Annotated in this window: 24 protein-coding genes; 20 read left to right on the top strand and 4 right to left on the bottom strand. The window is 45.4% G+C overall.

Going from position 1 to position 24,558, the window contains the following annotated elements:
• Window positions 1-72 precede the first annotated feature (72 nt).
• Genes ruvC through yajC form a run of 7 tightly spaced genes read left to right on the top strand, consistent with a single transcriptional unit; the run spans window position 73 to window position 6,932 of the window.
• Window positions 73-576, top strand: a complete 504-nt coding sequence (gene ruvC, locus MKY54_RS24445) for a crossover junction endodeoxyribonuclease RuvC (RefSeq protein ID WP_036677679.1) — start codon at window positions 73-75, stop codon at window positions 574-576.
• Window positions 573-1,190 (top strand): Holliday junction branch migration protein RuvA, encoded by a 618-nt coding sequence (gene ruvA, locus MKY54_RS24440; RefSeq protein ID WP_036677675.1) that lies wholly within the window; start codon window positions 573-575, stop codon window positions 1,188-1,190. Before ruvC ends, ruvA begins: the two co-directional genes overlap by 4 nt.
• 36 nt (window positions 1,191-1,226) lie before the next feature.
• Window positions 1,227-2,234: a Holliday junction branch migration DNA helicase RuvB gene (gene ruvB, locus MKY54_RS24435; protein ID WP_036677672.1), complete on the top strand. Its 1,008-nt coding sequence runs from the start codon at window positions 1,227-1,229 to the stop codon at window positions 2,232-2,234.
• 32 nt (window positions 2,235-2,266) lie between these two features.
• Window positions 2,267-4,366: a SpoIID/LytB domain-containing protein gene (locus MKY54_RS24430; RefSeq protein ID WP_076130402.1), complete on the top strand. Its 2,100-nt coding sequence runs from the start codon at window positions 2,267-2,269 to the stop codon at window positions 4,364-4,366.
• 9 nt (window positions 4,367-4,375) lie between these two features.
• Window positions 4,376-5,404, top strand: coding sequence for a tRNA preQ1(34) S-adenosylmethionine ribosyltransferase-isomerase QueA (gene queA / locus MKY54_RS24425; protein ID WP_076130401.1), 1,029 nt, complete (start codon window positions 4,376-4,378; stop codon window positions 5,402-5,404).
• 21 nt (window positions 5,405-5,425) lie between these two features.
• Window positions 5,426-6,562, top strand: a complete 1,137-nt coding sequence (tgt, locus tag MKY54_RS24420; RefSeq protein WP_036677666.1) for a tRNA guanosine(34) transglycosylase Tgt — start codon at window positions 5,426-5,428, stop codon at window positions 6,560-6,562.
• Between the two features lie 49 nt (window positions 6,563-6,611).
• The gene (yajC, locus tag MKY54_RS24415) at window positions 6,612-6,932 is read left to right on the top strand and encodes a preprotein translocase subunit YajC (protein WP_038572999.1); all 321 of its coding nucleotides are present in this window, start codon (window positions 6,612-6,614) and stop codon (window positions 6,930-6,932) included.
• 107 nt (window positions 6,933-7,039) lie between these two features.
• On the opposite strand, the gene MKY54_RS24410 is transcribed toward yajC, so the two are convergent.
• Both MKY54_RS24410 and MKY54_RS24405 read right to left on the bottom strand, forming a co-directional pair.
• Entirely contained in the window at window positions 7,040-7,879 is an 840-nt protein-coding gene (locus tag MKY54_RS24410) for a phosphatase PAP2 family protein (protein WP_248549480.1), read from the bottom strand.
• A gap of 94 nt (window positions 7,880-7,973) precedes the next feature.
• Window positions 7,974-8,366 carry a TIGR04086 family membrane protein gene (locus MKY54_RS24405; RefSeq protein WP_036677660.1) on the bottom strand — a complete coding sequence of 131 codons (393 nt, stop codon included), beginning with the start codon at window positions 8,364-8,366 and terminating at the stop codon, window positions 7,974-7,976.
• Window positions 8,367-8,592: 226 nt separating this feature from the next.
• On the opposite strand from MKY54_RS24405, the gene MKY54_RS24400 reads away from it, so the two are divergent.
• Window positions 8,593-9,357 carry a DUF421 domain-containing protein gene (locus MKY54_RS24400; RefSeq protein WP_076130399.1) on the top strand — a complete coding sequence of 255 codons (765 nt, stop codon included), beginning with the start codon at window positions 8,593-8,595 and terminating at the stop codon, window positions 9,355-9,357.
• A gap of 4 nt (window positions 9,358-9,361) precedes the next feature.
• Here the strand turns inward: MKY54_RS24400 and spoVB are convergent, their stop codons facing one another.
• Entirely contained in the window at window positions 9,362-10,960 is a 1,599-nt protein-coding gene (gene spoVB / locus MKY54_RS24395) for a stage V sporulation protein B (protein WP_076185511.1), read from the bottom strand.
• A 196-nt stretch (window positions 10,961-11,156) separates the two neighbouring features.
• Here spoVB and MKY54_RS24390 point away from each other — a divergent pair, with 196 nt between their 5' ends.
• The 6 genes from MKY54_RS24390 (at window position 11,157) to MKY54_RS24365 (ending at window position 18,025) form a co-directional block, all read left to right on the top strand.
• Complete coding sequence (locus tag MKY54_RS24390; RefSeq protein ID WP_036677655.1) at window positions 11,157-11,408, top strand: post-transcriptional regulator; 252 nt, start codon at window positions 11,157-11,159, stop codon at window positions 11,406-11,408.
• Window positions 11,409-11,629: 221 nt separating this feature from the next.
• Window positions 11,630-12,880, top strand: coding sequence for a protein translocase subunit SecD (gene secD, locus MKY54_RS24385; RefSeq protein ID WP_036677653.1), 1,251 nt, complete (start codon window positions 11,630-11,632; stop codon window positions 12,878-12,880).
• Entirely contained in the window at window positions 12,870-13,772 is a 903-nt protein-coding gene (gene secF, locus MKY54_RS24380; protein WP_052097271.1) for a protein translocase subunit SecF, read from the top strand. The genes secD and secF overlap by 11 nt, the downstream gene beginning before the upstream one ends.
• Before the next feature lie 143 nt (window positions 13,773-13,915).
• Entirely contained in the window at window positions 13,916-14,866 is a 951-nt protein-coding gene (locus MKY54_RS24375; protein WP_036677651.1) for a cation diffusion facilitator family transporter, read from the top strand.
• 29 nt (window positions 14,867-14,895) lie between these two features.
• Window positions 14,896-17,298: a single-stranded-DNA-specific exonuclease RecJ gene (recJ, locus tag MKY54_RS24370; RefSeq protein ID WP_076130397.1), complete on the top strand. Its 2,403-nt coding sequence runs from the start codon at window positions 14,896-14,898 to the stop codon at window positions 17,296-17,298.
• Between the two features lie 208 nt (window positions 17,299-17,506).
• Window positions 17,507-18,025: an adenine phosphoribosyltransferase gene (locus MKY54_RS24365; RefSeq protein WP_036677647.1), complete on the top strand. Its 519-nt coding sequence runs from the start codon at window positions 17,507-17,509 to the stop codon at window positions 18,023-18,025.
• Between the two features lie 253 nt (window positions 18,026-18,278).
• Here MKY54_RS24365 and uraA read toward each other — a convergent pair whose 3' ends face one another.
• A complete protein-coding gene (gene uraA, locus MKY54_RS24360; protein WP_038572987.1) occupies window positions 18,279-19,592 on the bottom strand; it encodes a uracil permease in 1,314 nt (437 codons plus the stop codon).
• Between the two features lie 313 nt (window positions 19,593-19,905).
• Here uraA and MKY54_RS24355 point away from each other — a divergent pair, with 313 nt between their 5' ends.
• From MKY54_RS24355 to MKY54_RS24330, 6 genes are all read left to right on the top strand, one after another.
• Window positions 19,906-22,086 (top strand): bifunctional (p)ppGpp synthetase/guanosine-3',5'-bis(diphosphate) 3'-pyrophosphohydrolase, encoded by a 2,181-nt coding sequence (locus MKY54_RS24355; RefSeq protein ID WP_036677643.1) that lies wholly within the window; start codon window positions 19,906-19,908, stop codon window positions 22,084-22,086.
• A gap of 21 nt (window positions 22,087-22,107) precedes the next feature.
• The gene (gene dtd / locus MKY54_RS24350) at window positions 22,108-22,551 is read left to right on the top strand and encodes a D-aminoacyl-tRNA deacylase (protein WP_036677641.1); all 444 of its coding nucleotides are present in this window, start codon (window positions 22,108-22,110) and stop codon (window positions 22,549-22,551) included.
• 133 nt (window positions 22,552-22,684) lie between these two features.
• Window positions 22,685-22,840, top strand: coding sequence for a hypothetical protein (locus MKY54_RS24345; RefSeq protein WP_175617366.1), 156 nt, complete (start codon window positions 22,685-22,687; stop codon window positions 22,838-22,840).
• A 150-nt stretch (window positions 22,841-22,990) separates the two neighbouring features.
• Window positions 22,991-23,500, top strand: coding sequence for a type 1 glutamine amidotransferase domain-containing protein (locus MKY54_RS24340; RefSeq protein WP_076105448.1), 510 nt, complete (start codon window positions 22,991-22,993; stop codon window positions 23,498-23,500).
• 48 nt (window positions 23,501-23,548) lie between these two features.
• Window positions 23,549-23,998, top strand: a complete 450-nt coding sequence (locus MKY54_RS24335; protein ID WP_036677637.1) for a hypothetical protein — start codon at window positions 23,549-23,551, stop codon at window positions 23,996-23,998.
• A gap of 367 nt (window positions 23,999-24,365) precedes the next feature.
• The gene (locus MKY54_RS24330) at window positions 24,366-24,503 is read left to right on the top strand and encodes a hypothetical protein (RefSeq protein ID WP_175617365.1); all 138 of its coding nucleotides are present in this window, start codon (window positions 24,366-24,368) and stop codon (window positions 24,501-24,503) included.
• Window positions 24,504-24,558: the final 55 nt, after the last annotated feature.

Here is a 24,558-nt window from a genome sequence, read left to right as displayed (position 1 = left end):
ATGTTCGCTTCATGGCGGAGGAATGGATGAAAACGGTGGAATAATCTGCCTGTTATAGAGGAGAGATCGTGTTTGCGTATTTTGGGAATTGATCCGGGGCTGGCGATCGTCGGCTTTGGCTTTGTGGATAAGGAAGGACATAAACTGACCCCCGTCCAATATGGTTGTATTCAGACTGAGGCTCATACGCCTGAAGAAGAACGACTGCTGCATGTCTATGAAGGCATGGGTCAGCTCATTGATAAATATAAACCCGATGCTGTGGCGATAGAAAAGCTGTTTTTCGCTCGCAACGTTACTACAGCATTGCCAGTGGCGCAGGCCCGCGGTGTGACTATATTAGCTGCAGTACAGCGGGGTCTCCCCGTCTCGGAATATACACCTATGATGGTAAAGCAGGCTGTTGTGGGTTATGGTAAGGCTGAGAAACGGCAGGTCCAGGAAATGGTGAAGCTGCTGCTGAAGCTATCGGCGATTCCGAAACCCGATGATGTGGCGGATGCGCTGGCGGTAGCGGTATGCCATGCCCATTCGAGCAGTCTTAATTCTAAATTAAATGAGGTATTGCGAAAATGATAGATTTCTTAAGAGGACCCGTCGTTCATTTGGAGTCGGAATATGTGGTGCTGGATGTGCAGGGAGTAGGATACCGGGTATTCTGCCCGAATCCTTATGCTTTTGCTAAAGTAGAAGGACCTGTAACGATCTATATTCATTACCAAACACGTGAGGACGCTACGCTATTATTTGGGTTCCCGACTCGTGAGGAACAAAAATTGTTCCGCAAGCTGATAGAGGTATCTGGCATCGGTCCTAGGGTTGCGCTTGGAATCCTGACAGGTGGAACACCGGATCAGTTGATTTCAGCGATTTATCAAGAGAATATAACGTTCTTAACGAAATTACCGGGCATTGGCAAAAAGACGGCACAGCGTATGATCCTTGATTTGAAGGACAAGCTGGACGGACTCAGTATGGCTTCAATGCAAACGGGATTGTTTGCAGTGCCAACGGAAGAAGCAACGGATGGATTGGCCTGGCAAGAGGCGCGGGATGCGCTTAAGGGGCTGGGTTATACCGAAAGCGAATTGGACCGCGTGTGGCTCGCGTTGAAGAAAGAGGGAGCAGAGACAGGCACTGTAGATGTGCTGATGAAGAAAGCACTAGGGCTGCTATATATAGCTAAGTAAAGCCGTACACATCCTAAAGAAAGGGAGCGATAGGAAATGGATGACCGGATTATATCCGCGAATTTGATGATGGATGAGCAGGCGGTAGAACTAAGCTTGCGTCCTCGTTATCTGGGAGAATATATCGGCCAGACTCAGGTGAAAGAAAACCTGAAAGTATATATAGAAGCGGCCAAAATGAGAAGCGAAGCGCTGGATCATGTACTGCTGTACGGACCTCCGGGTCTGGGCAAAACAACGCTCGCTAATATTATCGCCAATGAGCTGGGTGTGAACCTGCGAACAACTTCCGGCCCTGCGATAGAGCGTCCAGGCGATCTTGCCGCTCTGCTGACGAATCTGCAGGAAGGCGACGTGCTTTTCATCGATGAGATTCACCGTTTACACCGCACGGTTGAGGAGGTTATGTATCCTGCGATGGAGGATTTCGCGCTGGATATCATGATCGGCAAAGGGCCAAGTGCCCGTTCGGTACGATTGGATTTGCCGCCGTTCACACTGATAGGTGCCACAACCCGGGCAGGACTACTGTCTGCGCCACTGCGTGATCGTTTCGGAGTGGTCAGTCGCCTGGAATTCTATAACATAGATGAGCTGAGTTACATTGTTTCTCGAAATGCGGATCTTTTAGGCATTGAGATTGTTGGCGATGCGGCAGAAGAGATCGCGCTTCGTTCGCGGGGCACGCCGCGGATTGCTAACCGCTTATTGAAGCGGGTCCGTGATTTTGCTCAAGTGCGCGGAGATGGAATTATAACTCCTGAAATTTCTGGGGAAGCATTGAAGATGCTTCAGGTGGACCCGCGTGGGCTGGACAGTATTGACCACAAGATGTTAAGTGCTATGATTTCAAGCTTTCGCGGCGGTCCTGTAGGACTGGATACGATTGCAGCTACGATTGGTGAGGAAAGTCAGACGATTGAGGACGTATATGAGCCGTACCTGCTACAGATAGGGTTCTTGCAGCGGAGTCCGCGTGGAAGAATTGTAACCCCGGCCGCTTATCATCATTTAGGGCTTCCGCTCCCTCCGGAGCAGCACTAGTTCGTCACTACAATTATAAAGGAGGATGCTGGATGAAGCATACGAAGAGGAAATGGAGAGGGGTCGCCCCGCTAAGCAAAGGATTGCTTGCGGCTGCGCTTGCTGTAGGAAGTTTCCTGATCCCTGCGGGTGCCAGTCATGCCGATTCTAATAGCACGATACGAGTTGCTCTTTATGCTGATATTGGAAGTAAATATAAATCCACTGTGCCAGCAGTAACACTGCTATCAACGCAAAGCTTTACTTTGCTGTCGGATCAAGCAGGAAGTGCTCCTTTGGTGTCTGTCCCAGCACAGAAGCAAATTCGTGTAAGTCTGGACGGATATAGAGTTAAGGTGATGGAGGTTTCAAGCTGGCAGACAGCAGCGGATGCAGCTAAAAAGCTCCAATCCACCTCCGATAAACCGCAGATTTTTGCAATCTCCAGAAATGGAGCGACTGTGTATCAGTTGTACACGGGCGTCTATGCTAGTGAAGCAGCTGCCAAGGATGGGCTTACCCGTGTAGTCAAAGCAGGGTTGAGCATTCCTGCTGACCAAACCCCAGCAGTGAAAGGTAATAAACATTTATCAGCTGGCCGCTATTCTTCGGAGCAGGAAGCAGATGTGGCGCTTAATAGCCTCACTGCAGCTGGTTTGGATGCTTGGAAGGTGTTTCTGGCAGGAAACGATGGCAGTGCACAAGTAGAGGTATGGGTAGGCGAAGCTGCCAACGATAGTGATTTAACAGCTGTTCAGGCCGCTGTGTCTACGGCGGCACCACAATTTACGGTTTCGGTGGCGACCTCGCCTGGATTAATACTGCGTAAGGATGCCGGACTGGATTTTAGCAGTGAAACTCAAGCCGATCATTATCTGGTTTCTGGAAGCAATGCTAAATTTCTTGCTGCAGGCAGCGAGGCTGGGATTCAGTTAGTGGAAAGATCCAAGCGTACATATCGCGGAAATTTGGAACTGAGCAATTTGAGCGGATCGCTGGCTGTAATTAATGTAGTGCCGCTGGAGCAATATTTGTATGCCGTAGTTGGAGGAGAGGTTTCCTCCAGCTGGCCAGAAGAAGCGCTAAAAGCTCAGGCTGTCGCCGCCCGCAGCTATGCGCTGTCCCAAGGCAACCGTTTTGATGTAGCGAATGTAGTAGATACCACTCTTAGTCAGGTATATAACGGAATCGGGTCTGAAGCTCCCTCCATTATCAAAGCTGTAGATACTACTGCTGGTGAAGTGCTGATGAGTGGTGGTAAAGTTGTTGAGGCTGTATTTTCTTCCAATAGTGGAGGTATGACAGCTGACCCTTCAGAGGTTTGGGCGAATGGTGGCGATGTATTTGCTAGTGTTCCAAGCGTTGAAGATGTTTCGGCTGCTGCTGCTAAGAAGTGGTATTATGTTCTGCTTGCGAATGGTACCTCTGGTTATGCACGTGAAGATAATATTAAATTGACGGGCAGCAAAACCGCTGCCGGACTCGATATAGTTACCGCTACAACCAAAGATGTGAATATACGTCCTCTGCCAGTTATTGAGAGCAGTGTTAGTGCAGTCGGAAAGCTGAATCCGGGTGAGAACGCTGTGGCTCTGGATAAAGTATATGAGTCTGGCAGCTATAGCTGGATCAAAGGGCCGTATACCTCTGCTGAACTTCTAAAAAGCCTGCAGGGTAAAACAACAAGCACGCTCCCTTCCAGCATCTCTAACCTGCAGGTCACCCAGCGCGGTCCTTCTGGAAGAGCGATTCAGGTGAAAGCTAATGGTCAGGCTCTGAATGTGAAATATCCTGATATGTTCCGCTCCGCGTTTAATGGATTACCTAGTACATTGTTTGATATTGTGGCACCCGGAAGTTATACTGTATTAGGCGCTGACGGCGCTACCGCCACAATTAGCAGCTCGCAGAGTGCTGGCGTGCTTTCCGCATCGGGGAAGGTTAATGTGAATGGCAGTGGAACTGTAGTGATGGGCGGAGATTCTGCGGCCAGAGTGATCACTAACAGCTCGGGCTTTCTGTTCATTGGACAAGGCAACGGCCATGGTCTAGGCATGTCGCAGTGGGGCGTGAAAGGCATGGCGGACAGCGGGTATGATTACAAGCAAATATTGCAACACTATTATAAGAACGTTACTATAGTTAAGGAATGAAGACAGACCATGAATGTAGATGCTTATGATTTTCATTTGCCGGAAGAATTGATTGCCCAGACACCTCTCGCTGATCGCAGTGCTTCTAGACTGCTTCTAGTGAATAAGGAGGATGGAGAGCTGGCTCACCGGCATTTTACCGATATTATTGATTATTTTAATCCCGGAGACACGCTTGTTCTAAATGATACGAGAGTCATTCCAGCGAGATTGTTTGGAGTGAAAGAAGATACTGGTGCTAAGGCGGAAGTGCTTCTCCTAAAGAATCTTGGGGATGATCGCTGGGAAGCACTTGTAAAGCCAGGGAAAAAGCTCAAGACAGGCGCGGTGATTATCTTTAGTGATGAGCTTCGTGCCGTTATCGAGGACGAAGCTGATATGGGCGGCCGTACGCTTCGTTTCATATATCAGGGTATTTTTCAGGAGATTCTGGACAGGCTGGGAACGATGCCGTTGCCACCTTATATTAAGGAAACACTGGATGATCGTGAACGATATCAGACTGTGTATGCTCGGCATGAGGGATCGGCCGCTGCGCCTACCGCAGGGCTTCATTTTACCCAAGAATTGCTGAAACAGATTGAGGCTAAGGGTGTAAATATCGCTTATATCACCCTTCATGTAGGTCTCGGTACTTTTCGTCCGATGTCTGTAGAGAAGGTTGAAGAGCATGTTATGCATTCTGAGTATTTCGTAATGTCTCAAGAAACGGCAGATACCATAAATGCTACTAAGGCACGAGGCGGCCGTATTATTGCAGTTGGCACAACGTCTTGTCGGACACTTGAAACGGTCGGAAGACAATGTGAAGGTGGTCCGCTTGTGGAATGCAGCGGCTGGACGGATATTTTTATCTATCCAGGGTATAAGTTCAGTGTAGTAAATGCGCTAATTACTAATTTCCACCTGCCAAAGTCTACTTTGGTTATGTTGGTTAGCGCTTTGGCAGGTCGGGAACATATTCTAGCTGCTTATGAAGAAGCGATAGAGCAGAAGTACCGATTCTTTAGCTTTGGAGATGCAATGTTTATTTATTAAGGTAAGAGGATGGGTTAACTTATGGCAGCAATTACTTATGAGCACATCAAAACGTGCAAACAATCCGGAGCCAGACTTGGAAGAGTCCACACTCCACATGGTGTGATTGAGACACCAGCATTTATGCCAGTCGGCACACAAGCTACAGTTAAGACCATGAGTCCTGAAGAGCTGAAAGAGATGGATGCCCATATTATTTTGAGCAATACTTACCATCTGTTTCTAAGACCAGGCCATGATATTGTTCGTGAAGCTGGTGGACTGCACAAGTTCATGAACTGGGATCGTCCGATTCTGACAGACAGCGGCGGGTTTCAAGTATTCTCGTTAAGCGACATGCGCAAGATTACGGAAGAAGGAGTTCATTTCCGTTCCCATTTAAATGGGGATAAGAAATTCCTGTCTCCGGAAGTAGCGATGGAGGTTCAGAACTCTCTGGGTTCAGATATAATGATGGCATTTGATGAATGTCCTCCATTCCCGGCTGAATATGATTATGTGAAAAAATCCCTAGAGCGCACCACGCGCTGGGCAGAACGTTGCCTGAAAAGTCATGCTCGTCCTAACGATCAGGGTCTTTTTGCTATCGTGCAAGGGGGCATGTATGAAGATCTGCGCCGTCAGAGCGCGGCTGATTTGACTTCCATGGATTTCCCGGGGTATGCTATTGGGGGGCTCAGCGTCGGAGAGTCCAAGCAGCTAATGTATGAAGTGCTGGATTATACAGTTCCCCTGCTGCCACAAGGCAAACCTCGCTATTTGATGGGCGTGGGTTCACCGGATGCGCTGCTGGAAGGATCAATCCGAGGAGTAGACATGTTCGATTGTGTCTTGCCTACTCGTATTGCCCGTAATGGAACAACGATGACCAGTCAGGGAAGACTCGTTGTACGCAACGCTAAGTATGCCCGTGATTTTGGGCCGCTTGATCCGGAGTGTAATTGCTATACATGCCGGAATTATTCCCGCGCTTATTTGCGCCATCTAATCAAAGCCGATGAAACCTTCGGACTTCGATTGACGACATACCACAATTTGCACTTCTTGTTGGATTTAATGCGTAAAGTGCGTGAAGCCATCAAAGAAGATCGGCTGCTTGATTTTCGCGATGAGTTTTTTGCCAAATACGGATTATATGATAATCTTAAAGGCTTTTAGGGTTTGATTTAAGAGTCATGCTTTAATGTACTTGAAAGGGGGGAGAAATATGATTCAATCGTTTCAATATGCAGCTGGCGCAGGTGGTGGAGGTAGTATACTAGGCCTGGTAGGTCCCTTTGTCCTTATGTTTGTAGTATTCTACTTCTTGCTGATTCGTCCGCAACAAAAGAAGACCAAAACTCGTAACGCAATGTTGAAAGCTCTGAAAAAGGGCGATAAAATCGTTACTATTGGAGGACTTCACGGTACGATCATGGAGATTTCTGATGATATCGTGGTTCTGCGGGTCAACGATGTAACTAAGCTGACTTTTGATCGCGGTTCCATCAGCCACGCTGTGGCGACGGATGTCGAAGAGAAAGTATAGACTTGTTATTTAAGTACATAAAAAGCGGTGTCTTCTCATTGGAGAGGACACCGCTTTTTTGATCTTTAAGGTTATTAAGATTTAGCAGTTTAACTTTAACTTTAACTTTAACGTACATTTGTTACGCGGCTCGGAACGGTAAGCGACTCTTCACGTCCCCGCAAAGTTAATTTGGCGAGTTGAACTCCAACTGTAGAGGCTAGTACAGCTAGCAAGGTTCCACCAATCATATCTGTAAGCCAATGAATGCCCAGATAGAAAATTCCAAAGACGATTACAACTGCGGAAATACTAGTGATGGCCATCCAGCGGCGGTTCCCTGAACGGAAGGCCAGAAGTGCCATTGTAACAGATATGGACGTATGTAGACTCGGGAAGCAGTTATTGAGACCGGATAGCGGTCTATATTCCTGTTCGAATTTCGGAAATACATCCAGCATAGTAAATTTGACGCCCGCTGGCAGATAGGACCAAACCTCGTTTACCGGGAAGTAAAGATAGAATGGAATCGCCAAGGCATAGTTGATAATAATAGCATAGCAGGTGGCATATAACATCACCCGGTTTTTATCTAACAGATAGACCCCTAATGATGCTGCTAGAACAGACTGAAGCATGAAAATGTAGAAAAAGACGATGATCGGTGTTAACCATGGACTGTAGAATATATCCTGAACGGCTTGGACAAAATGACCCTCTAGACCAAATATAAACGGCGTATAATCAGAGGTAAGATGCATTTTTTGTTCAATTTGCAGTTCATATTTATTTATGGCTAATACGCCAAACATTCCTGCAATCAGCAACAAAAACTTATAGGATCGCAGCATCTCTTTCCCAATTTCAACCAATGCCATGAGTGGATTACGTTTAGCGCCAATCCATACTAATATCACTACTAATGCAACTGTGTACAAAACAATATGGTTCATTGATTGGTAAAACAAAGCAATCGAAGCCTCCTTGATCTCTTAATGAAGTCAGATGATCACAGTTTAACATATTTTCAAGGAATGTTTCGAATTTAATGGAATTATAATTTTAGCTTTTTTGTAAATTAACGCCAAACATTCCGCCGAGAGCGCCAATTGCTGCGGCTGCCAGAACCCATAGCAGATCCACACCAGAGGGTGCGCTGTCCAGTGCCAAAAAACCGATCAACAGAACGATAATCCCATAAAATGCGCCTGTAAGACTTCCTTGATACCAGCCTTTGCTCGTGGCTCTGCGACCGGCGGTTAGTCCTCCGAATGCTGCAGCTATGCCGTGTACAATGTACGTGTACATTGAGAGATCCTGCTCCTTCAGACTGCTGCCCCATAACAAAAGTGAGAGGACAAACGCACCCATCAGCATCCAAAGGAATGATCGACATAGGCCAGATAACACAGGATTGGCTATTCTCCACGAGAACATGCGCCGGATTAAATACATGGTACAACCTCCTAAAGTTTTTTTGAGGAAAAAGAATCAACATAGTTATTATTCATTGTATGGGATGGCTTGCCCCAATAGTACAAGAAAGGGCATTGCAGCCTTTTTACCATTAATTAATATGCCGGCTTCCGAATGTTCCCTGCACAGAGCGGTCAGAATAGGGTTACATTAATCCACCCGGGAAAACAAGTCTGCGGGTGAGAATGGAGGGGAGCGAAGCTATATGTTCCAGCATATCTCTACCCATATTTTCTTGACCGTGCTGATGTATTTCTTCATATTCCTGTGTATGCGCATCATGGGGAAGAGGGAAATAGGTAAGCTGTCTGTATTTGATTTAACGATCTCCATCATGATTGCCGAGATTGCTGTTTTTGTGCTTGAGGATATTAATCGGCCGATCTATGAAGGAGTCGTTCCGATGGCAACATTGGTGTTGATACAGGTAATTGTGGCTCAGCTCAGTCTTAAGAGCAGAAAGCTCAGACTTTTAATGGACGGCAAACCGAGCATACTCATTTCTGGCGGCAAGCTGCACCGGGGTGAAATGCGTAGGCAGAGATATAATATCGATGATCTGCTGCAGCAATTGCGTGGACAGAACATCGCCAGTCCTGCTGACGTGGAATTTGCAATCCTGGAGCCTAGTGGACAGCTAACGGTATTCGAGAAAGAGAAGGGGAGTTCATCCTCTAACCCATCAGGCAATAGCAGTGCAGCTGCTGAGCATAAAAAGAGTGACGATAATAAAGGAAATAAGAACCGTAAGATAGAGCTGCCGAAGAATAAGATCAGATATGAAGGACTTCCAATCCCTCTGATTATGGATGGCAAGGTGCAGGATCAGAATTTAGAGATGATTGGAAAAACCAGATTTTGGTTAAGAACTCAAATTCGTCAAAAAGGAGTATCTGATTTCAAAAATGTATTTCTATGCTCCATAGATCATAAGGGCAGAATTTATGTCGACCGTTTGGACAACAGATAGCTTTTTAGAGCCTGCGTTTGATAAACGGCAGACGGTCCAAGTCACGAATTGAGATAAGGCCAGCTAACAGACTGATTCCGAAATACAGGACCATTCCTATCGCAGAGGCAAATATAAATTGAATCCATTGTACATCTGCAATGGGAATGGAAGTGTATACATAATGCACGCCCGCTCCCATAATGACCATTGCACATAAGGTTTTTATGGTTTCGGTTACTCTTAAAGATAATGAAATAAGACTGACCACACTGTATCCGTGAAGCATCGTAACCAGAATGCTGTTCACAATAATGGCTATGATGGCGCCGTAAATTCCATATTCAGGTTGCGATGCCAGTATTACGATCAGAATGATTTTGACTACTGCTCCAATTAAGGTATTGATGAGTGCCCTGCCCGGTCGATCCATAGCTTGCAGCGCAGCTTGTAAAGGAGCTTGAACATAAATGAACAAGGCGAATGGAGCCATGAGCTTCAGCATAGGAGCTGTATCCGCGTTACCATATAACAAATTGCATAGCGGAACCGCCAGGATATACATAAGAACAGCAAAAGGAGCCCCTGTTACCAGCGCAAGCCGCAACGCTTGATGCATACGCTTGTGAATGGTGGGCAAGTCCTTTCTTGCCGCAGCTTCTGATATGGAAGGAACCAGAGACACAGCAAGTGAAGAGGTTAATGCCCCGGGCAGCAGCAATAAAGGAACAACCATCCCTTGTAAAGACCCGTACTGAGCTGTAGCGGCAGCAGCGGCTATACCTGCCAAGGCGAGACTGCGCACAGTAATAATAGATTCCAGCAGATAAGAAAAAGAGCCTACAAGCCGGCTTGCCGTAACGGGAATGGATATGCCTAGTAACCGCCGTAATATGGGGGAGTTGGCTTTCACACCTTGTGTATCAGATGGGATAACCTCCGGCTCGAGAGCGGGTTGCTCTGGAGTCGGATTTGTCTGCTTTTTATCTTTTTTAGTAATGACATAATATTGCCACAGAATCGCTAACATTCCGCCAATTTCTCCAACCGTCACACCTAACATCGCTCCAGCCGCCGCCATAGCAATACCCTTAGGAAGCAACAACCAGGAGAACCAGAGCATAAAGAATATTCGAACTAAAGATTCGAAGATGGAGGAGAGCGCCGATGGAATCATGTTCTGCTTGCCTTGGAAATAACCGCGGTAAATTGCAGATACGGCGACAATCCCAATCATTGGGATCATGGCAATAAACGTATAATAAACTCGATGGTCTGTTAAGATAACATTGGAGACCCATGAGGCACTTACCAAAGCAACCAATGTAAAGAAGATTGCAAGTCCAATACTAAGAGCAAGTCCAGTACGTAAAATCAGCCGTGATTTTTCAGGCCGATTCTCTCCTTCTGCTTCCGCCACCATCTTGGCTATCGCCAGTGGAATCCCGCCTGTAATGACAGTAACCAGCACAAGAAAAAAAGGATACGCGAGCTGATACAGACCCACACCTTCTGCTCCGATAATACGGGGTAAAGCAATCCGGGGAATAAATCCAAGCATCCGATTAATGATGCCGGCGGCTAGCAAGATTAAAGTTCCTTGTATAAAGCTCTGTTTCTTCAAAGGTCACGCCTTCTTCCCAAAATGAAATAAAACGCTGGCGAACTTGTCTATTCTTATGGATATGCTGTACCCCTATCTCGGCATGCCTTGTTTTAGTGGCATTAACTTTTTGTGACGGAAGAAGGAAAGCGAAGAACAAGAGTCGAATATCTATGGTGAGCATACGAACATGAGCGATCTTTGGAGGTGTCAACACGTGGAATCGGAACAGTGGAATCATGATCAACATAGTGAAGAAATCGAAGCCATGTGCCGCAGCAAAGCTGAAGAATTCCGGCTCCTCGGCTATGAGTATGTAACCAGCAAGGATATTTGGGATTGCATCAGCCGTAATTATGATAAGGAAGGTTTGCCTCCCCTACATAAGCTGGTAAACGACATTTATTCCTTGAAAGCCAATAGTTACATGAATTATTTGACTATTGCGGCCTATCGGGGGTTGAACTGAACAATAAACCACATATTTCTTTTTGCGAACTGCCTGATAAAGCAGTAAAGTAAGAGAATAATAACTACACATCTCCTATTAAAACGGATGTCTTGCTGATTTAAGCAGGGGCGGCCGTTTCTTTGTGTGAGTATAGCTCTATCAATGCTGTGAATTGACGGTCATTTCGCGTGTAGCTATAATAGGAATATTGAGTTAATGAAAGGGGAACTAGCTAGAGCATGAAGAGACTAATGGGCTTTTTTATTACCGTGCTCGTTTTGACAGGCGTTATGGCATTTACTACTCCTGGACTGCTGGACAAGGTTAGACTTGGTCTTGACCTGAAAGGCGGATTTGAGATTTTGTATCATGCTGAGCCTATGGAAGCGGGAGCAGCATTGTCCCGAGCTTCTCTGCTGAAGACAGCGGAAAGCTTAGAAAAACGGGCGAATGCGCTCGGAACAAGTGAACCAGAGGTAACTACTGAAGGTACGGACCGTATCCGTTTGAAAATTGCGGGCGTAACGGATGAAGCCGAGGTTCGTAAAAAAATGAAGGAACCTGCAGTTCTGACTTTCCGTAGTGCTGCTGAAGGTGACGCTGAGGGAACTTACAGCAAAATCGAACTGGTAGGTAGTGATTTTGTTGAAGGTGCTGCAGAAGTTGGACGGGATAACCTGAATCAGCCAATCATCAGCATCAAGATTAAGGACAAGGACAAATTTGCAGAGATTACTAAACGTCTCTTGGGAAAGAATCTCGCAATTTACTTGGATGAGAACAAACTATCTGACCCTACGGTACAAGCAGTACTTACCGATGGCAGTGCTTCTATTTCTGGTAACTATACAATTAAGGAAGCGCGCGAACTTGCAGACACGATTAACCTAGGTGCATTGCCACTGAAGCTGACGGAGAAATATTCCCAAAGTGTGGGTGCTACCCTGGGTAAGCAATCGCTTGATCAAACGATTCGAGCAGGTCTGCTGGCTTCTGTGATTATCCTTATTTTCATGATCGGAATGTATCGTTTGCCAGGTCTTTTGGCTAGTTTTGCCTTGCTCTTGCATACATGGGCGCTAATTGCGGTCTTCGTCTTCGCGGACTTCACCTTGACGCTGCCTGGTATAGCCGCATTTATTCTGGGTATAGGTATGGCGGTCGATGCCAATATCATTACCAACGAACGGATAAGGGAAGAAATGCGCAGTGGAAAAAGTATACTGTCCTCCGTTAAGGCAGGGAATAAATCCTCTTTCCGGACAGTAATGGACTCCAATGTGACTACTATTATTGTGGCAGCAGTTATGTTTGCCTTCGGTACAGGTGCGGTCAAAGGCTTTGCATTGGTGCTGATTGTAGAAATCGTGCTGAGTATCGCCACGAATCTTTATTTCTCCCACTGGTTGCTTAGCCAGCTTGTCAAAGCGGGTAAGCTGAACAAACCGAAGAGCTTCGGTGTTAAGGAGAGTGAAATCCGTGCGCTTTAAGAAAGAGCTTGATTTCGTACATTTGAGTAAATATTTCTATATTTTCTCTATCGCATTGACAGTAGCAGGATTGATTTTCCTGGCGACATTTGGCCTGAATTACAGCGTTGACTTTAAAGCTGGATCTAATGTGGACATCTCCCTATCCAAGAATTTGAACTTGGATCAGGTTAAGACTGCAACTAGTGCAATCGATGTCGATCATGAACCGACGATTTCGTTTGGTGATCAGCGTGTGAATATTCGTTATGACGAAGTTCTTGATGAGGCTCAAGATGAAGCCCTAAAAGCTGAAATCCTTAAGCTGGATGACAAAGCATCATTTGAAATTAACACCGTGGACACTGAAATGGCTAAAGAATTGGCACGTAATGCTATTTATGCAGTTCTGATTTCTTGTCTGGGGATTATTATTTATGTAAGTATTCGTTTTGAATGGCGTTTCGCCGTGGCATCGATTGTGGCCTTGCTCCATGATGCCTTTATCGTAGTCGCGCTCTTCTCTATCTTCCGCTTGGAAGTGGATTTGACGTTCATTGTAGCGGTGCTTACGATCATCGGTTATTCCATTAATGATACGATCGTTATCTTTGACCGTATCCGTGAGAATTTACGTTTTGGTAAACAGAAAACTTATGAAGACTTGAAACACCTTGTGAACAAAAGTGTGGCTCAAACGCTCATGCGTTCTCTCTATACTGCATTTACCGTATTTATTGCGGCGTTCTTCCTGTTATTGTTCGGAGGCGAGTCGATTAAGATGTTCTCGCTTGCGATGGTAATCGGCTTGCTCTTCGGAGCTTACTCTTCCATCTTTATTGCAAGTCCACTCTGGTTAGTGCTTAAAAAGCGTGAGAAGGTTAAAGTGAAGAGCAGCCCGAATAAAGGTTAGAAGAAATTAGCATCGAAGTTCTACTTTTCTTATACGTTTAAGAAAGCCGCGTCAAATGCGACGCGGCTTTCGAAATCTTTAGGGTCATGTCATGTGTATTGAATCATCATGAGATTACTTGCTATTGGTAAGGAGGGCCTCGTATGAATAAAGAACGATCACCGCAAAGCGAGACGGTTGCTTGGACAGGGATCATTAGCGATGTTACTTTGGCAGTAGCTAAGGGGAGTTTTGGCTATATTTCAGGGAGCAAGGCATTAATGGGGGATGCTTTGTATTCCGGAGCAGATGCAGCAGCTAAACTGGCGGATATTCTTCCGTGGCGCTCTGAGCAAGGGAGAAAGAGTAAGCAACGGATCGAAGAACGGCGGGGCACTAAGGAGCCGCTGCTGGCTATACTTTTTTCGGTATTTATTCTTATGGGGGGACTGCAGATCGCATTCTCTGCAATCCGCGACTTAACAGATGGAAAATCATCTACACACGGACAGCTGGCGTTTGTAACCGTCTTAGTATCTATTGTGTTTAAAGAAGCTGTTTTTCAATATCAATATCGCTACTTTAAAAAAATAGGTGATGGCAGTCATGCTGCATATGTTAATAGTCATCGTTTCAGCTTATATACATCTATCACAGTATTAGTCGGAATTTCGTTATCCATGGGTGGTACCTATTGGCATCCTCTATCTTATATGGATCCTATTGCCGCGCTCTTAACCGGAGTTTTAATTCTTCGTAAAGGCTATTCACTCATTGCTAGCTCTATTAACACTAAAAACGCGCAGGAGCTTCCTTCGGAGGAAGCCGCTAATTTTATTGAAACAGTGCAACGTGTTCATGGCGTCATTCGCGTAGAACATTTGAAGGCACTTGAGCAAGGGAATTATGTGAATCTTCAAGTGAAAATCAGTGTGAATCCGCGGATTACGGTGATGGAAGCACAGGATATTTCGGAATGCGCTAGGAAGCTGCTGCAGCACCGGTTTGTTCATGTCGGTGAGGTGCATATGGACGTTGTTCCTTATGATCCCGGCTATCCGTACAAAAGCAATTATGAATTGCCGGATAATGATATTCCTACGTTGCTTCAGTAGTTTGCAAGGTGAGAGAAAGGTGAGTTCTATTGCTTTATTCAAAAACAAGATGGCAATCTCCGGCAGCCAATCCCGACACAGTTAGGGATATGGCCCGGAGCCTTTCTATTTCTCCACTCTTATCCTCACTATTAGTAAATAGAGGAATGAACACGCCTCATGAAGCTCTAAGCTTCATGGATGGCAGTGAGGAAGAACAGCATGATCCGTTCCTACTCAAAGGAATGGCTGAAGCGGTTCCTAGAATTAGAAAGGCTTTAAAAGATGAAGAACATATTCTTATTTATGGCGATTATGATGCCGACGGGGTGTCCAGCACAGCACTTATGATTCATCTGCTGCGCTATTTAGGCGCTTCCTTTGATATTTATATCCCACACCGCTCTAATGAGGGTTATGGGCTGCATAATCATGCCCTGGATTGGGCTTTACAGCAAGGTGTCTCCTTAATCATTACAGTAGATACTGGCATTAGCGCTTATCATCAGGTTGCTTACGCTAATGAACTGGGGATCGATGTGATCGTTACGGATCACCATGAACCTCCTGAGCTTTTGCCAGAGGCCTATACGCTTATTAATCCCAAGCTGCCAGATTGCCCTTATCCGTTCAAAGGATTAGCGGGTGTAGGTGTGGCTTATAAGCTTGCTCAGGCTATTCTAGGGGAAGAGACTCCCACAGAATGGGCAGAGATTGCAGCGATAGGAACGGTTGCGGATTTAATGCCGCTACTTGGCGAGAACCGTGAGATTGTTAGAAATGGCTTGGAAAGTATGCGGCATTCAAGTTTCCCGGGGATTCGTGCCTTACTCGCTGTCAGCGGTGTGAACATGAGCACTGTGAGTGCGGTCAATATCGCTTTTGGCATGGCGCCGCGCATCAATGCCAGTGGTCGCCTGGATCATGCTGGACGGGCTGTGTCCCTCCTCACTACCGAGCATGCGGCTGAGGCAGAGCAGCTAGCTGGAGAGCTTGACCTGCTTAACAAAGAACGCCAATTGGTGGTAGAAAGAATTGTTGTTGAGGCCACTGCCAAGCTGGAGCAGATGACACAGGGTGGCGAAATCCCAGACATCATTGTTCTTGCTGATCATGGCTGGAATGTAGGTGTGGTAGGTATAGTGGCTTCCAAACTACTGGAGCGTTATTATCGGCCTGTGATCATTCTGGATATACATCCAGAGACCGGAATGTGCAAAGGTTCTGCTCGCTCCATACCTGGACTTGATATCTACGCTGCACTTTCTTCTTGTTCTGATTTAATGGATCATTTTGGAGGTCATCCAGCCGCTGCGGGAATGAGCCTGCATCGGGATGGATTAGAAGTCTTTGCTGCAGCATTAAATGAATATGCGTCCGGGGTGTTAACGTCAGAGCATTTCGTTCCTGTTGCTTCCGCTGATGCAGAGGTGTCAATCTCGGATTTATCACTGCAGACCGCGCTAGAATTGGAAAGGCTTGCACCTTTCGGAATGTCTAATCCGTTGCCGAAGTTTATTATTCGTGGGGCTACTGTGAAAGAGACACGTACAATGGGTCAAGATGGAAAACACCTGAAGATTGTATTGCAGCAGGGGAAAAACAGCATTGAAGCCTTGGCGTTTGGTAAAGGCGCTTTATCCAGGCTGCTACCGGCGGGTACTACGATCAACGTGTTAGCTGAGCTGTCGATCAATGAATGGAATGGCTCACGCAAATCACAGCTGATGCTGCAGGATTTATCTGTGCAGGATGCCCAGTTATTCGATCTTCGTGGTGCTGCTGACGCCGTACGGCAAGCCGCACATATTAGAGAACTACTTCTTCCTTATAGTGGTGCGGGTCCGTATCGAGCTGCTGCAGTGTTTCAGAACGGACGTAGTACGCCTGCAAGTGAATTGATAGGAATGTCTTTATGGGTATATGATAAAGAAGCTGGCATTAGCGCTGCTGTTAAGGATGAGCCCCTTCAGGAGTCAGGGCATGTCTCTCTGTTATGCATACTGGATATGCCGGAGACTCCTGAACAACTGGATGCGCTGCTCCAAACCTTCCCTAATGCTGATAATATTGCGTTATTGCATTCTATCAAGGATGGCCGAGAACGACTTATTACTCCGACACGGGATCATTTCAAAATACTATATAAACTGTTGGCTTCGATCACCTCAGTTGCAACGCCTGAGAACGAAGTTTTGCTGCGGTTAAGCCGCCAGTCCTCGTTAAGTATCCGCATGCTTAACAACATGCTTGATGTGTTTGAGGAGCTTGATTTTATTAAAAGAAGTCAGGGAAGTGTGGCGTTTATTACTCAGCCAGTAGCTAAAAGTCTGACAGCTTCGAGTCATTTTGTCCGACTGGGACAGATGGCGGAGATGGAGCAATACTTCATGGAGGGCAGCCTGTCAGAGTTACAGGACTGGATGTTATCGCGTCGTTTAGGCGTATCATAATCCATGCAAATATGAGATGCTGAGCGTACCCAACGGTGTATAAAAATGCAACGCTCATATAACAAAGCGAATGCTTACGAAGCAAGTTTTGCCGATCTGAAATCACTGTAGCTTATGCTTACAAAACAAAGCGAATGCTTACGAAGCAAGTTTTGTCGATCTGAAATCAAAGCAGCTATGCTAACAAAACTTATAGGAGATGATAAATTTGGATTTTAAAGATAGTATTCGTGTGATTCCTGATTTCCCTAAAGAAGGTATTAGTTTTAAAGATATCACCACATTGCTTAAAGACGGTGAGGCTTACCGCCAAGCGATTGACGCGTTGAAAGCTCTCGTAGCGCACTTGGAAATCGACGTTATCGCTGGACCAGAAGCACGTGGCTTCGTAGTTGGAGCACCTCTTGCTTATGCGATGGGAGTAGGTTTTGTGCCGATTCGTAAAAGCGGCAAGCTTCCATATGAGACTATAGAGGTAGGTTATGATCTTGAGTATGGCAAGGACACCCTTGCTGTTCATACAGATGCCATCAAGCCTGGTCAAAAAGTATTGATCGCTGATGATTTATTGGCTACTGGTGGAACCATTGCTACTTCGGTTAACCTTGTAGAACAGCTTGGCGGTAAAGTGGTAGGTGCTGCTTTTCTGATTGAACTGGTTGAGCTTGCTGGGCGTAATAAGCTTTCTGGAGTTGAAGTTCTTTCCTTGGTGAATTACGAGGATTAATCTTGTAAAGTTTGTCTTTTCCCGGGAAATAAACGGGGATTCGGCTCTCGAATTATGCTGAAAAGTGCAAAGATTAGCGCGTGACGCAAAGTGTGGAAGTTAAACATTAATTGGAAAATGTAAGATAATAACAGCAGCTGTCTGCCTTGTGGCGGAGAGTTGCTGTTTTGTATCTGAGTCAATAAAAAAAGCTGCCCAAGTCCATAAATGGATGTTGGAGCAGCTTTTTTAAAATTCTATTTTTTATAACCGATTAATGGGCAGTTTTATCACTTTCTCCGCCATCATTAGACAGTCCAAGCACTTCAATGAGTTTGAAGAACAATGCCAATACGATACCAACAATTGTAGCCAGCGCCATACCACTTAGTTTAACGTTGCCCATAGTAAGGGTTGTACCACTGATTCCGACAACGAGTACCAACGTAGCCATGATCATGTTCGTAGCCTTGGAAAAATCAACTTTTTGCTCAACGAAAATACGTAATCCGGAAGCCGCAATTACACCAAACAGCAACAGGGATACACCACCCATTACAGGGGTTGGAATATTAGCGATGACGGAGGAGAAAGTACCAGAGAATGAAAGCAGAATAGCAATCACCGCTGCGCCGCCGATTACATATACCGAATATACTTTAGTCAACGCCATAACCCCGATATTTTCACCGTAGGTTGTATTTGGAGTAGAACCGATAAAACCGGAGATAATTGTAGATATCCCGTTCCCCATCAGAGAGCGGTCAAGTCCAGGATCTTTTGCCAAGTCTCTGCCGACAATATTGCTTGTAACAAGTAAATGTCCAATATGCTCAACAATAACAACTAATGATACCGGGATAATAGTGAATATTACATTCCAATCAAATGAAGGAGTAACAATGGAAGGATGCGCTAAAAATTTTGCATTAGAGATAGCAGCGGTATCCACCATTTTCAAAATATATGCTAAACCATAACCAGTGACGATACCAATAAGGATGTGAATGATTTTTGGAAAACCGCGGAAGAGTACAGCTCCAATTACAGTTACACCAAGTGTCACCATAGAAAGTGCGATTGTTTTGCCATCTGGAGTCCAGTCTGCAACTGCAACGCCTTCAGGAGCAATAAGTCCTGCCATTCGTGCGGCAACAGGTACAAGTTCAAGTCCGATCGTAGCTACGATCGCTCCCATTACTGCTGGAGGGAAAACAACATCAATCCATTTGGTTCCTGCATAACGAATGATCAATGCCACGAGCACGAATATAATACCAGTGACGATAAAAGCACCCAAAGCAAGCGAGTATCCTTTCATGTGATCATTTGGGTAACGACTGAGTACTGACAATACCGGTGCAATAAAGGCAAAGCTGGAACCAAGGTACGCAGGGATTTTACCGCGACAGATCCAAATGTACAGCAATGTACCGATACCATTCATAAGCAAAATCATTCCAGGGTCGACCCCGAACAAGTTAGGCACTAGCACTGTACTGCCAAACATGGCAAACAAATGCTGGAGACTTAATAGAAAGCCTGGGCCCCATGGAAGTTTTTCGTTAACTTGAATTTCGCGTTGCAATGGAGTTCACTCCTCTTTCTTATCTGATATTAGGTTGTCCGGCGAAAATCCGCCTTTACTAGATTAAATAGAACTTGGCTTTTTTACAACAACATTTTCACAAGTGTTATTAATTTGTCCGAATTTAATTACTTTTACTTCTGGAATACCATGAGATGGCAAGTGTTGACGTAATCCTCCTTAAGCCTCATAATTATAGACAACTTTGAATAAGGGCGTAAGTAAGCTTGGACAAATGAAATGATTGGAACCTGCAGATTTTTGAACAGTTGCGGGTTCATTTTATTATAGAAAGGAATCGGATACGACGAGAATGGGCATTGAGCGATTAATTGATAAGGCTGGCGCCTATATAAAAGATAAAGATCTTCTCCGCATCCGGGAAGCTTATGAATTTGCCGATCAGGCTCATCACGGGCAGATCCGCAAGTCGGGGGAGCCATACATTCTGCATCCGCTGGCGGTGGCAGATATTGTCGTCAATATGCAAATGGATGTTATATCTATTGTTGCAGCGCTTTTGCATGATGTGGTGGAAGATACGACGGTCTCACTGGAACAAATCCGCGCTAAATTTGGCGATACCTGCGCAATGCTTGTTGACGGCTTAACGAAGCTGGAACGTATTCGCTTTCGCTCAAAGGAAGAGCAGCAGAACGAGAATTACCGCAAAATGTTTATTGCTATGGCCCAGGATATCCGGGTCATTGTCATTAAACTGGCGGACCGTCTGCATAATATGCGAACGTTAAAATACCAATCTGAAGAGAGCCAGCGCCGTATTTCTTATGAGACGTTGGAGATCTTCTGTCCTGTAGCTGACCGGCTGGGGATTTCCGCGATTAAGTGGGAGATGGAGGATATTGCGCTTCGTTACTTGAACCCGCAGCAGTATTACCGGATTGCTAATCTGGTGCATAAGAAGCGGGCTGAACGTGAGCAATTTATCGACAGCGTAATTGGCCGTATTCGTGCCAAGCTGGATGAAATGGGCATTGAAGGTGATCTTTCCGGCCGCCCGAAGCATATTTACAGTGTTTATAACAAAATGAGCACAAAAAATAAGCAGTTTAATGAAATTTATGACCTGCTGGCCATTCGTATCATTGTGGATAATATCAAGGACTGTTATGCAACCCTTGGAATTATTCATACCTTATGGAAGCCAATGCCGGGGCGTTTTAAAGATTATATAGCTATGCCAAAAGCCAATATGTATCAATCTCTGCATACTACTGTGGTAGGACCAGGCGGAGAGCCTACTGAGGTGCAAATTCGCACCTGGGAAATGCACCGCACGGCAGAATACGGGATAGCCGCACACTGGGCATACAAAGAAGGCAGCAGTAATAATGCTAATCCGGAGAATCGGATGCCTTTCTTTCGCGAAATATTGGAGCTGCAGCATGAAGCTAAGGATGCCGAAGAGTTCGTAAAATCACTAAAAATGGATTTTTTCTCAGACCTCGTGTTTGTATTTACTCCTAAAGGTGAGGTTATTGAGCTTCCTGCCGGTTCTGTGCCTCTTGACTTCGCGTTCCGCATTCATACAGAAGTGGGCAATCGTACGATTGGTTCCAAGGTGAACGGGCGGATCGTGCCGCTTGATCACAAGCTGAAGACGGGCGATATTGTTGAGATTTTGACGTCTAAGCATTCTTACGGACCTAGCCGTGACTGGCTCAAAATTGCACAATCCTCTCACGCAAGAAGCAAAATTAAACAATGGTTCAAAAAAGAAAAACGTGAGGAAAATGTCGAAAAAGGACGCGAAGCGATTGAACGTGAGCTGAAGCGCCTGAATGTCGAAGTTTCCGAGTGGATTTCTGATGAAAAACTGTTGGAAGCTGCGAAAAAATTCGCTTTTAATGATGTAGAGGATATGTTGTCTGCCGTTGGTTTTGGTGGGATTACCGCTTCGCAGATTGCCTCCCGTTTGACGGAGAAGCTGCGCAAGGAGCAGGAAGAAGCTGCTAACCACTTGGAGCTTACTTCAGAGATGAAGGAGATCAAGTCTTCCGGCGAGAGAAGAAATCAACCCACCAATGGCGTTAGTGTAAAAGGAATTGAAAACTTACTTGTTCGTTTTGCACGATGTTGCAACCCGGTTCCGGGTGACGACATTGTAGGTTATGTTACACGGGGCCGGGGCGTATCTGTACACCGCCAGGATTGTCCTAATATTCCGGGTGAAGGTGACGGAGAAGAAGCAGCTAGAGTGATTGAAGTGGAATGGGAAGGCACGATGGAAGCAAACTATAGTGTGGATATTGAGATTACAGGCCATGATCGCAATGGACTGCTCAATGAAGTACTGCAGGCTGTGTCCGAGAGCAAAACGAACATTTCAGCGGTCACTGGGCGCTCTGACAAGAATAAGATGGCAATGATTCATATGACCATCCTTATTCGTAATACGGAGCATCTGCAATCCGTTGTAGATAAAGTGAAACGAGTCAAGGATGTATATACAGTGAATCGGATCATGCAATAAGGCAAGGAGCGAAGTAGTGCGATGAGAGTTGTAGTACAGCGTTGTAAGGACGCCAAAGTAACCGTGGATGAGACAGTGACCGGAGCGATTGGCAATGGCCTGATGCTGCTTGTCGGCGTTACCCATGAAGATACAGAGAAGGATGCCAAATATTTAGCGGATAAAATAGCTGGACTGCGTATTTTTGAAGATGATGCTGGCAAAATGAACTATAGTGTCACGGATACTAACGGAGCTATTCTTTCAGTGTCCCAGTTTACTTTATACGGAGATTGCCGTAAGGGAAGACGGCCGAATTTCATGGGAGCTGCAGCTCCTGCGGAGGCCGAGCGTCTTTATGATTATTTTAATCAAGAGCTTAGAGCTGGAGGTCTTCAGGTGGAGACGGGCATATTTGGAGCGATGATGGATGTGTCGCTGACCAATTGGGGCCCAGTTACTCTCATTCTGGATAGCCGCAGCTAACGAAATAGAGGATGTCGAAGATTGCTTCTGGCCGGAGCTAACTTTCGACATCTTTTTTTTATGCGGATAGAGCTTCTTTGAGCTGGATAAACTAAATGCAGGCAGATATCACGCATAAGGCAGGAGTTTAAGAATGAGACAATCACAGAAGGCATGGGTATGGAGAAGTATCCCGGCATTACCGACTGGGAGTCCTATGGAAGCCTGTGCATTAGCCAAAAAGCTAGACGGCGAGACCGAACCACTAGTGATGAAAGGAAGAAGCCGCAATCTCTTGCCGCGTACCTGAAGCGGGTGGAAAATGCGGCTTTTTCGGTGTTGTGAAGGAAGCCTTTTTTCCGATTAAAGGTTAGAAAGCATCCTCATAAGGGTAATAGACCACAAGAAAGAATAATTAGAACATCATTAATTGCTAAAGACAGAGAGGAGAAACTATTACATGAGTAACGTTGCTTTCTTACTGGCTAATGATTTTGAAGATTCTGAAATGAAGGTTCCTTATGATGAAATTATAAAGGCAGGACATCAAGCTGACATTATTGGTTTGAAAAAAGGGGAGACCTTGCTAGGTAAAAAGAAAGAAGTCTCCTACGCAGCAGACAAGGCGATCGCCGATGTTCAAGCAAGTGATTATGACGCGATTGTCATCCCGGGTGGTTCTTCCCCCGAGAATTTACGGCAAAATGCCGATATTTTGAAGTTTGTAAAAGAAGCAAATGAAGCAGGCAAGCCTATCGCCTCTATTTGCCACGGACCGCAAATTCTGATCAGTGCAGACTTGCTTAAGGGACGCACCATTACCTCTTATCCTCCGCTGAAGGATGATGTTGTGAATGCCGGCGCGGAGTTTAAGGATGAGGAAGTAGTGGTTGATCGCAATTACATTACTTCGCGTACACCAAAAGATGAGCCTGCATTTGTTCGTGAAATATTGAAGGTCCTGAAATAAATAAGCAATATTTAAATTAGAGTCTTATAATCCAAGGAGGTAATGGCAATGAGCAGAAAAATCCAAGCGTATTTCAGAACTGAAAATGAAGCAGAAGGCGCAAAAACAGCATTGATTAGCTATAAGGTGGATGGCTTGGAGGTTTGGCCACTCACAGACCCTATCGGCAATGATCGTAATATTCTGTTTCCAATCATTCCACTGGATAGTGCATCTGTAGTCGCAGGCACAACTGGAACGCTTGGAACGGCTAGTACACCTGCAGCTGGAGCTATGCTGGTTCCTGGCATTGCCGCTTCCGACACTCGGGCTGACCCTGAAACACATTATAGTGTGAATGAAGATCAGGTTAGTGCGAACGTGGCAGAAGGAGATCTCGAAGATGGGGATTTAAGTGAACTTCGTTATGTGATGGAGCTAAGTATAGCAGAAGAGAATTATAATGAAGTTGTGGAAATCCTCCGGGGTAAAGGGGCTTATGTTGAACAATTCGAATAGTATTCTATTAAAAATAAACCGCTTTCATGGAATGTAATATAATCGTAATATTCCGTACATGATTCCTTAATATAGCGTGTTTATAATAAAGGCATGACCCCCTTTTTAATAATATATGATGATGGACCTGCAGCATTCGGCTGCAGGTCATTTTTTTTATTACAATATAATTGCTGAATAAAAAACTCGGAAGCTGTCAAAATTTATACTAGGCATCCTTTTTACTACCTTGACTTTAATGCAGTAGTTCAGTAGAATGTTAACAATATACGATTTTATCATATGGTTTTGATGACGGGACCAAGTAATTCGAGAACCCACAACTCCAGAGAAGAATCCCTTGTCGATTCGGATGACATCTACTTAAGTGGATGATGAACCGGTATCGCTTGGCTGCAAGGATTCTGTTGATGAGCGAATGAATGACCTCCCCGAGAACGTACGGCGAAAGTGGGCAATGTTGATTGCCGCGATCAGTAGCCGTTTACGCGTAGGCGGGCGTTAACCGCTTTGAGCGGCTTCAGTATATTTTTACTGATCCGGAATGTGGGTGGTACCAC

It is taken from the genome of Paenibacillus sp. FSL P2-0121, assembly GCF_037975345.1.
In the GTDB taxonomy this organism is placed as follows: domain Bacteria; phylum Bacillota; class Bacilli; order Paenibacillales; family Paenibacillaceae; genus Paenibacillus_AQ; species Paenibacillus_AQ odorifer.
This window is presented reverse-complemented; position numbering and strand designations above follow the sequence as displayed.